General features: G+C 50.8%; 5 protein-coding genes. All 5 read right to left on the minus strand.

The window, feature by feature from the left end:
- Positions 1–445, minus strand: a 445-nt coding sequence (locus GXO76_04465) for an NAD(P)-binding domain-containing protein (GenBank protein NOY77104.1), incomplete at its 3' end; no start/stop codon positions are given.
- A 101-nt stretch (positions 446–546) separates the two neighbouring features.
- Positions 547–2,583, minus strand: a complete 2,037-nt coding sequence (locus GXO76_04470) for an oligopeptide transporter, OPT family (GenBank protein NOY77105.1) — start codon at positions 2,581–2,583, stop codon at positions 547–549.
- 161 nt (positions 2,584–2,744) lie between these two features.
- Positions 2,745–5,360, minus strand: coding sequence for a T9SS type A sorting domain-containing protein (locus GXO76_04475; GenBank protein NOY77106.1), 2,616 nt, complete (start codon positions 5,358–5,360; stop codon positions 2,745–2,747).
- A gap of 181 nt (positions 5,361–5,541) precedes the next feature.
- Positions 5,542–6,717, minus strand: a complete 1,176-nt coding sequence (locus GXO76_04480) for a peptidase C1 (protein NOY77107.1) — start codon at positions 6,715–6,717, stop codon at positions 5,542–5,544.
- 116 nt (positions 6,718–6,833) lie between these two features.
- The gene (locus tag GXO76_04485; protein ID NOY77108.1) at positions 6,834–8,852 is read right to left on the minus strand and encodes an oligopeptide transporter, OPT family; all 2,019 of its coding nucleotides are present in this window, start codon (positions 8,850–8,852) and stop codon (positions 6,834–6,836) included.
- Positions 8,853–9,385 lie beyond the last annotated feature (533 nt).

The following is a 9,385-nucleotide window of genomic DNA, read 5'->3' on the forward strand; positions in this document are numbered from 1 at the left end:
CCTTTTCCAGATCCTGCGATTGGGCATATTTCCCGCCGCTCAGGGCGGTAATGCCTTCTTTTAAAAGAGCCGGTGTATTGGGCATGGCCCGAATAACCGGGATCGGCTTTCCCAGGATCGTCTCCATTTTTGTGGTGATCAGAGAGGTGACAATTGAAATGAGGAGTTTGTTCTCCGTCAGTTCGTCACGTATTTCCTCCAGAACCTGAAGGCTGTTTTGTGGTTTTACACAAAGAAGAATGGTGTTTGCCTCCCGAACCGCCCCGGCGTTATCGAGTGTGGTTTCAATGCCGTATTCTCTGGCGAGATAATCGATTCTTTCCGTATGTTTGGCTGTGGCTATAAACTGTTCCTTTTTAACACTGCCTGCATCCAGCAGTGCACTGATCAGGATTTCTCCCATCTTCCCCGCACCAATTACTGCAAATTTCCCTTTTGAAAGCATTCCACAATTCTCCTATTTGAACGTTTTTAAAAGTAACCCTAACAATCCACAAGTCTGCTCTAAAAAAGCCTTTGCCCGCTTATTTCACGAATTAAGGAGTTTTATTTTTTCAGAGCCCGCATCGGGATAACAATGAAGCCGTACGCAACAACGGCAAAAATGATAATCGACAACCAGGCGCCCCAGGTGTGGACGAAAGCAAATTCCGGTATGCCGGCAATCCACTGGGTAAGCGAGGGAATTCCCGAAAGAACCAGCGCGGCCAGGAATACCCCCGTCAGTGCTTCTCCGGCAATAAATCCCGAAGCCACCAAAATGCCTGTGTTTGTCACACGTTCCTGTCCTTCCTTTGAAATCTTTTTGGCTTTCATGATTTCATCGGAAACCCACTTGATAATGCCGCCGACGAATATGGCAAATGTGGTTTCAAAAGGAAGGTACATACCGACGGCAATCAACATGGGCGCCGGTGCGTTCACCATGATCAGGGAAATACTGAAAAACATGCCCACAATCACCAGTCCCCAGGGCATTTGACCGCCTACAATTCCTTTGGCCAGCTGTGCCATTAACCCGGCCTGAGGAGCCGGAAGCTGGACATCGCCAATGCCGATTCCACCGGCAGCAATGTTTCCCTCGTGAAGAATGATCATGGGGAAAACCAGCACAAACGACACAATCACCACGCTTACGATTTCTGCGATTTCCATTTTCCAGGGGGTACCTCCCAGCAGGTGCCCCACTTTCAGATCCTGAATCATGTCTCCGGCCATGGACGTGGCGGCACAAACCACCGCTGCTACGGCCAGAACCGCTGCAATTCCGTGGAGACCCGTGAGGCCGATTGCCACCATCAAGAGCGCGGCAATGATGAGCGTGGAAAGGGTTAGTCCCGAAATAGGTTGATTGGAACCGCCCACCAGTCCGACCAGCCACCCGCCAACGGCTGCAAACAAAAACCCGGTAACCAGCATAACGACAGCTGAGATCACGGCACCCCAGAGGTTGTCGGAAAAATAGTAGTACAGGAAAAACATGGGAATTACCAGCGCCACCGTGGAAAGTAAAATGACGCGAAGGTTCAAATCCTTTTCCAGACGATTCTCTTTTCCTTCTTTATCCGTTGTGACGACCGGCTTGCTGAACGCCCCTTTAAATGCGCTGGCCAGAGAATCCTTCAACCCGTAAAGCGTGTAAAGCGAGCCCACTAACATGGCACCCACCGCAATGGGCCGCACCTGCGTGTACCAGATGGAGTAGGTGATTTCACTCATTGGAGCAGGGTGCCCGTGAATGAGCAGCTGACGGGGCAGCTCCGGATTCAGAAAAAGCGACAGCGGAATCAGAACCAGCCAGGCAATGACCCCACCCGAGAAATTGATGGCCGCCAGTTCCGGACCGATAATGTAACCGACGCCCATAAGTGCCGGTGATGCAAGGGGAGTTGAAAAGGCGATCCCGCCCCGATGCACAATGTTGCCCATGGCCTCACGGGTGCTGCTGATGTGGTGAATCACCGAACGGGGAAATCGGATAAATACCTCCACCGATTCCCGAAAAATGGTAAATCCGGTGCTGTTTTTCAGAAGTTCAATCAGCACGCCGATTCCCATCGAACCAAAAACATACCCGGCTCCGCTTTCTCCCTTTTGTCCCGCTTTGACAATTTCGTAGCAGGCGTAACTTTCCGGGAAGGGGAGGTCGGCATCCACAACCAGGGTTCGGCGGAGAATAATGACGAATAATATTCCAAGCACCCCGCCAATCAACAGGATAAACGAGGTCTCCCAATAGTGGAAGGTTGTCCAGAGGCGCTGGCCATTTAGCCGAACCATGACAAAAGCGGGGACGGTGAAGATGGCACCTGCGACCAGGGCCTCGCCAACAGAAGCCGCTGTTCGGGCGATATTTTGTTCTAACACGTTCCCTTTGAAAAAAGGCAGCCGAAAAGCAGCAATGGCGATCACTGCTGCCGGAAATGTGGCCGAAATAGTCATTCCTGCTTTCAGCCCCAGATAGGCATTGGCCGCTCCCAAAACAACCGCCATCACCACACCCAGAGCCAGGGCTTTGATCGTTAATTCCGGCAGTTTGGTGTGCGCCGGAATGTACGGTTTGTCGATTCGTTTGTGAGCCATAATGTTTGTCCCGTTTGTTAAAGGTTGCGAAGATCAAATTGCGTTTTTTGTTCCTCATTTTCCCTGTTCTTCTGAGATCGCCGAAGGGAATGGAGAATCTTCTTAAAAGCGGGTTTGCTGCCAGTGAGATTCTTCGCTACGCTCAGAATGACACTTCCGTCCTATTTCAGCAAAACGATTCTCTTTCGGGCGGAGAAATCCCCCGCGCGAATGTGTAAAAAATAGATGCCCGACACGAGCCAGCGGCCCGCTCCGTCTCTTCCGTTCCAAAAAATGTGCTGTTTTCCGGCTGGCAGTCGAGCGAAGTTCCACTCCCTCACCAGTTCGCCCACTACATTGTAAATGGTAATGTGCACCTGAACGGGGCAACGGAGCCGAAACCTGATAGCCGTTCCCTGCCTCGCTTCAAACGGATTGGGGTAATTTTGAAACAGGGTGAATGTACCGGGTGAATTTTCCTTGTTTTGTGTGATTTCACTCAAGATGTTTACAGAGAACGTCCAGTTTTTCTCAACAGAGAGCCCCGCTGTGTTGGTAACGACTACCCGCGCCGAATACGTTTTGTTTGATGGATTTTCCAGCCGGAAAGAAATTTTTTCGGCGGAAATTTCCGATCGGGAGGTCACGTCTGTGCTGTCGATGAACAGCCGGACGCGGGTGGTGTCGATGCCCAGAATCGCATCGGAATAGGAAGCTTCAACGCGAAGCGGGTTTTGGGTGGTGACACTGCCGGGTCCCGGAACAAGCCGTGTAATCGAAGGATATCCCTCAACCACGATTGGAAAAACGATTTGATTGTTGGTACGGTCGCCTTCCAGATTTTCCTTTCCGGGATCAATCCAGATACCTCCGTAGAGCACCCGGCTGGTCAGATTGTCAGGAAGAGTTCCTGTGAGGGAGTGAAAAGCTGAGTCCTCTGGAGCCAGACCGGAGAATTTGCGGCTGGCAACAAGCCAGTCGTGTGTGGAGAGACTCTGGTCGGGAGACAGGTACAGTGCAACCGTAATGGAATCGCCCGTTGCAAGTCCCGCGTTGCTGATTTTAAACGAAACCGAAAATGTATCGCCAATTTTAAGCGAGTCCGGGCAGAGAAGCGTATCCACCGTAAAATCGGGGGCTTTTTGCGCATAAATGAAACACCACACGGTATTCAAATTGGAGTAGCCGTTATCGTAGCCCGGCCAGTCGTAAACCGCCTGCTTCCCGTAGTAATTGGTGTACCCGCGGTTCTTGTTGCCGTAGGGGTCGTTGACTACTACCGAGCGGTTTTCGTAATAGCCGACCACATCAATGTAATGTCCGGCTGACGTGAGTGAATTGAGCAATACAAAGGGGCGCTGGTTGTCGATTTCCCGGCGGAGGTCGTTCCAGGCCGGAGACCAGTCCACGGAGGACGCCAGCCCGTGGTACTGAAAATAGCGGGCCATATAGCCCTTCGTATCGGCCCAGTGGTTTTGGGTGATAAACCCGTAGCCCCCGTATCCCCTGTTTCCCAGACGGTCGTAAGACCAGATGTTAAAGGTGTGAGTACGATAGGTGTACACTGTGCAAATATACCGTCCCCAGTAAGTTCGGTGTCCAAACGGCTGACTCACGTACAATGACCATTTGGGCAGAATGGGGTAGTGAGCGATTACCATGATGGCGGATGTTGCGCCGCACGCCCAATAACCGTCGAACCAGTCGGGTGTATCGTACACCTGATGCACATACGGGATGTCGATGATTTCTCCCGGGCCTGCGGATGCCGCCACCTTTTGTAAAGACGAGCGGATGGGAAGGGAATCGGCCTGTGCAACATTTGGGAATGAAAAACGAACCTGTGATTTTTGAAGAGAATGTTTAAACCCAAATGATTTAGTCAGGATCCGCATCTGGTTTTCCACATAAGAGATTTCATTCTGTGAAATAAATTGTGGGGACGATTCCAGAATTTCCGGGGTGTTTGTGATGGCGATCGTTTGGCTGCCGTCGGAGCGAATGGCCGCAATGTCCCAGTTTGAAATGAATCCCTGTTCCCCCCAGACTGGCTTTTCGAAGGCGACCCACCGATCATCCGGCGACCAGACAGGATGAGTTCCTTCGGCCAGCTCTTTCAGGGTGTTGGGGCGAAGTCCGCTGACAAAGAGTTTCCCGTCAATGGATTGAATCAGGAGTCGATCGGAAGCATGACTCCACCGGGGGTGAAAATAGGCGTGGCGCCCGTCCGTTAATTTTCTACGATTCCGAGGGTTGGTTGTGGACACAATCCAGATTTGATCATCCGAATCGTTGTACGCCACCCACCGGCCGTCCGGTGAGATGGGGGTCAGATTGGCATAAAAGGGAATTCGGATCCTCTGAAAGGAGATTCCGTTTGAATCCGCCAAAACAATTTCATTTCCGTCGCAGTAGGCAATTTGTCCGGTTCTTGAAAACGAGGGAACCCCCACGTTGGCTGCTGACGAGGGTAACGTTTGAATACGGGAATCCTCCGTGTGATAAACGATTGGACGTCCGTTTTGTCCGGGTCGAATCCACTTCAACCCCAGCCAGCGGCCTCCGTCGAAGGAAAAGACCGTTCCCGTGTTGGGCGTTATCCGAATAAGCCGGTTTTTTTCTTGGCTAAAAAAGAACAGGCCCTTTTTTTCGGAAGAAGAAAAGAGATAGGAATGCACCTTCGAGAGGACACGTGCCTCGACCATTTCGGTGGGAATTTTGCCCGCCCGGAGGGACGAAGCAGCTAGGCCCGCGAATAATTGAAGAAGAATTAAAAACTTAACCCATTGAGAATGCATAAACAAGGCTCCAGGAAAAATTATTCCTAAATATAATGAATTTGCAAGGTAGAATCAAGTACAGAAGGCGGGAACGACTTTATCGAACCCAATAAAAAACCCCGGTCTGAGTAAAGAACCGGGGTTTTCCGAAAGTTTTTTTGACAATCAGGAGATCATTCGTGTAAATTCGTGGACAATATTACTTCTGAAATTTGGCCAGTATATCCTTTACGGCATCCTTGTGAACCATGAACGTGAGCATTTTCAGTTTCACAAAGTCGTCGCGAAAGAAGAAATAACCCTTAAATTTACCTTTGTTAGCGCTGGAGCTGGAATCCTTAATCAGAAACCAATCGTGCCCTTTGTAATGGGTGTAGCCCACCAGGTGAATGCCGTGATCGTCGGTAGAGGTGTGGTTGTACCAGCGAAATTCCCGGGAATCCTGATTGATGTATTTGTCGGGAATGTCAAAGGTGGGAATGATGGCAATGTCCGCCTCGCCGTTATGGCCGGGCTCAGACACATCCCCGCCAATGGCAACGGAGTAGCCGTTCTTGATGGCGTGTTTGATCGCCTTGTACCACACATCCAGCGGGACGTTGTAGTATTCTTTGGAATGCCACCAGTTGTCCGGTACCTTGTATTCGCCCTGGGTGTAAAAGGGCAGGTATTTGAAGGACATGAAGGACACGTAATCGTTCAGCGGCAGATCAAGGGAGGCGGCAAACTCTTTCGGGGTCATTTTTTTCCCGTTCACCACAATGGTTTCCGGTGGCTGGCCCATGTACTTATTCAGAATCATTTTTACATTGGCCAGGGCAATGTTTTCGTCCCAGAAATTATTTTTTTTCAGGAAGTTCAAATAGGCCCGCAGTTCTTTGAACAATTTCCGGTGGCTGTATTTCTTCTCCCCGGGCAAAAGGCCGTTGTAGTCGGATTCCCGAACAATGCCGTACTGTTTGATTCGGTTGATGACCGCGTCTTCTTCGGAGCCCTCTCCAAAAGCAGATTTCCCTTTTTTACGAATGAAACGCCGTGCTTTTTCCACGTACTCCCAGTAAACCGTGTACATTTCGGAGAGTTTCACCTTTTTCTGGTGAATTCGGTACAACTCCGATTCCAAAAAAGAGGTGGCAGAAAAGCACCAGCAGGTTCCGGTCGTATCCTGACGGATGGGCGGGAAATGGAACACCTGCTGAAAGGCTTTGGGTGAGGGCGGTTTTTTGATTTTGGAAAAATCCATGGTGAGTACGGTATCCGGTTTCCCCCAGAAGTTTTTGGTGGGTTTGTAAAAGGCCTTGTCCTGTGCAAATGCCAGGCTGGAAAGCAAGGCCATCGTCAGAACAAGACCGACGATTTGGGTGAATCGACGCATGGTGAATCCTCCTTTGTTTGAGTGAAACCAAAGGTCACTTCGACAGGCGCAGTGACCATTTAAATTTTGAATCCTCCGTAATCTAAGTGAAACCTGTCGTAAAAAATGATATCCGATTAACTCTCCTTTGCCCGCAGCGCATCCCAGTAAATAAAGGCACACAAGGCCAGAAACATAAACAGGCCCAGCCAGTTGCCAAAATGACCGGCATTGTGAAGATTGGGAATCAGGGTGGTGTGGTACTTGTCCTCAAAGAATTTCAAAAGGGCGGCCACCACGCCAATAATGGCTCCGCCGGCAATCAGCCCGGAAGCCACCAGCAACCCGCGGTCGTGGCGTGCCTTGGACAGTTTTTCATCTTTAGTGGACTGTTTGACCAGCCAGGCCACGATTGCGCCCACCAGAATCGGGGAATTCAGTTCGATGGGCAGGTACATCCCCAGGGCAAATGCCAGCCCCGAAACACCGATCATTTCCACGATAATGGCAATCACCACGCCCATGGCGTACAGGAACCAGGGCGCTTGCTGCCCGGCTTGCATCAGGCTTCCCAATACGGCGGCCATGGCATTGGCTTGCGGCGCCGGCATGGGATTGGGATGCGCGGGCCCGGGTGAAAATCCGTACACATTGGCCAGTAGAATAATCACAGCTGTAACGGTAACCGATGCCACGGCCGAGGCCAGAATGTTACTCCACTCGATGTACTTGGGCGTTGCGCCCAGCCAGTAACCGATCTTAAACTGCGTTACCAGGCTGCCTGTCATTGAAAGCGCCGTACAAACCACGCCGCCCACCAGGAGGGTGGTGATCATTCCTTCCTGACTGTGGAGCCCCAACTGCGCCATAATAACTGCCGTGACGATGAGGGTCATTAACGTCATCCCGGAAACAGGGGTGACACTGATCATGGCCACCGCCCAGGCGGAAACGGAGGCAAACAGGAACGCAATGAGAAGGGTCAAAATAATGGCAATGACGGAAATCTGTGTGGCGCCCGCCACGTGCTTTAGCACGGAAAATCGGAAGTAGAACCAAAGAAGCACGGAAACGGCCAGAATCAATCCCACCACAACCACCATGCTGATGTCTTTTTCGTAGCGAGGCAAAGACGTTGCCTGCTGTCTCTCGCTGCGGGATTTGAAAATCTCCCCAAAGGCCTGTTTGAGGGCACTGCCGATCACCCCGGACATCTTCAAAATGGAAATCAATCCGGCGGTAAAAATGCCCCCGATGCCCACGTACCGGGCGTAGTTGAAGAAGATGTCTTCAGCGGACATCTGCGAGAGCGGCGGAAGTCCCGGTGTAATGCTGGTTTGAATAAATTGGCCGAAATGGGCAAAAATAGGTACCAGCACAAAATAGGACATCAAAGACCCTGCCAGGATGATGGCAGCGTACCGAACGCCGATCAAATACCCGAGACCGGCAATGGCCGCGGAGGTATTCAGCGAAAAAACGGCCTTCACTTTGTTCGTAAGCGGATTGAAAAAACCGATCATGGCCGTGGTGAAATTTTCGGCCCAGGCGTGCATGGAGGGGCCGATAAAATCGAAAACAGCCCCAATGCCCATTGAGTAGGCCAGAATTTTGGCGTGGGTGCCTCCCTTTTCGCCGGTCATCAGGATTTCCGTGGTGGCCGTGGCTTCGGGAAAAGGCAGTTTCCCGTGCATGTCCGCCACGAAATAGCGCCGAAAGGGAATCAGAAAGAGGACCCCCAAAATCGCACCGAACAGGGGCACCAGAAAAATCTGAAAAAACCCGGACAGGTGCTCAATGTGCAGCACGTACACGGCAGGCATTACAAAGACCGATCCCCCCACAATAATTCCGGAGGTGGCCCCGATGGCCAGAATGTTGACATTTTCCAGCAGGGTACTTTTTCGCGCCAGCATCGCCGAAAAGCCGACCGCTAAAATGGCGATAGGAATGGCCGTCTCAATTCCTTGTCCTAACTTCAGGGCAATGTAAGCCGCCGCCATGGAAAAAATGATGGTCATGATGAATCCGAAGGTGACGGAACGGACGGTGACTTCCAGCACCCCCTTTTCCTGAGGAATGACGGGGATGTACACCTCCCCCGGCTTCAATTCACGCCGGGCATTTTCAGGCAACCGAAGTTCATTTTCAGACATAAACACTCCTTTGCGTAAGAATACCAGTGTATTGCGGCCACAAAGGAACAAAGTTGCAAAGAAGGGGATTCGACTCAAAATCCTTTGCGGCTTTCAACCCTTGTGGCAACCCTTGTGGCGCTCGGGAATTACACCGTAAAATAGGAAAAATTCCAGAAAAATAAAAGGGAAAAATTGCCTTTAATTAAGGAAAGGGGAAATTTCTTCCAAACCGTCCTTTCAAAAGCAGTCCACGATTTTGATGGTGGAGATTCATAAAAACGATCTGAAATGAGAAACCGTTTCAACGATTTCTTTTTTGACTTGGGAGCCGTGTCTATCGTCCCTACGGGACTTTTTTAACTGTTCTTTTGTATTTGCTACAAACCTATCATCCCTACGGGACTGCATTTGTTGCTGTTAATTAAGGATTAACCAATCCGTGTATGAGAGCGCCGTTAGGCGCGATATGTTTGTAGGTGTGAATATGTGGCTCCATTAATTTAAGTGCCGTAGGTACGAAAGGTTAACTGTTCCATTGGGTCATTGCGCCT

Source organism: Calditrichota bacterium, assembly GCA_013151735.1.
GTDB lineage: Bacteria > Zhuqueibacterota > JdFR-76 > JdFR-76 > BMS3Abin05 > BMS3Abin05.

What these genes read in the sequence shown, in the direction of transcription:
- GXO76_04470 (NOY77105.1), bottom strand. Translation starts at nt 2,583, where the DNA reads ATGGCTCACAAACGAATCGACAAACCGTACATTCCGGCGCACACCAAA.
- GXO76_04475 (NOY77106.1), bottom strand. Translation starts at nt 5,360, where the DNA reads ATGCATTCTCAATGGGTTAAGTTTTTAATTCTTCTTCAATTATTCGCG.
- GXO76_04480 (NOY77107.1), bottom strand. Translation starts at nt 6,717, where the DNA reads ATGCGTCGATTCACCCAAATCGTCGGTCTTGTTCTGACGATGGCCTTG.
- GXO76_04485 (NOY77108.1), bottom strand. Translation starts at nt 8,852, where the DNA reads ATGTCTGAAAATGAACTTCGGTTGCCTGAAAATGCCCGGCGTGAATTG.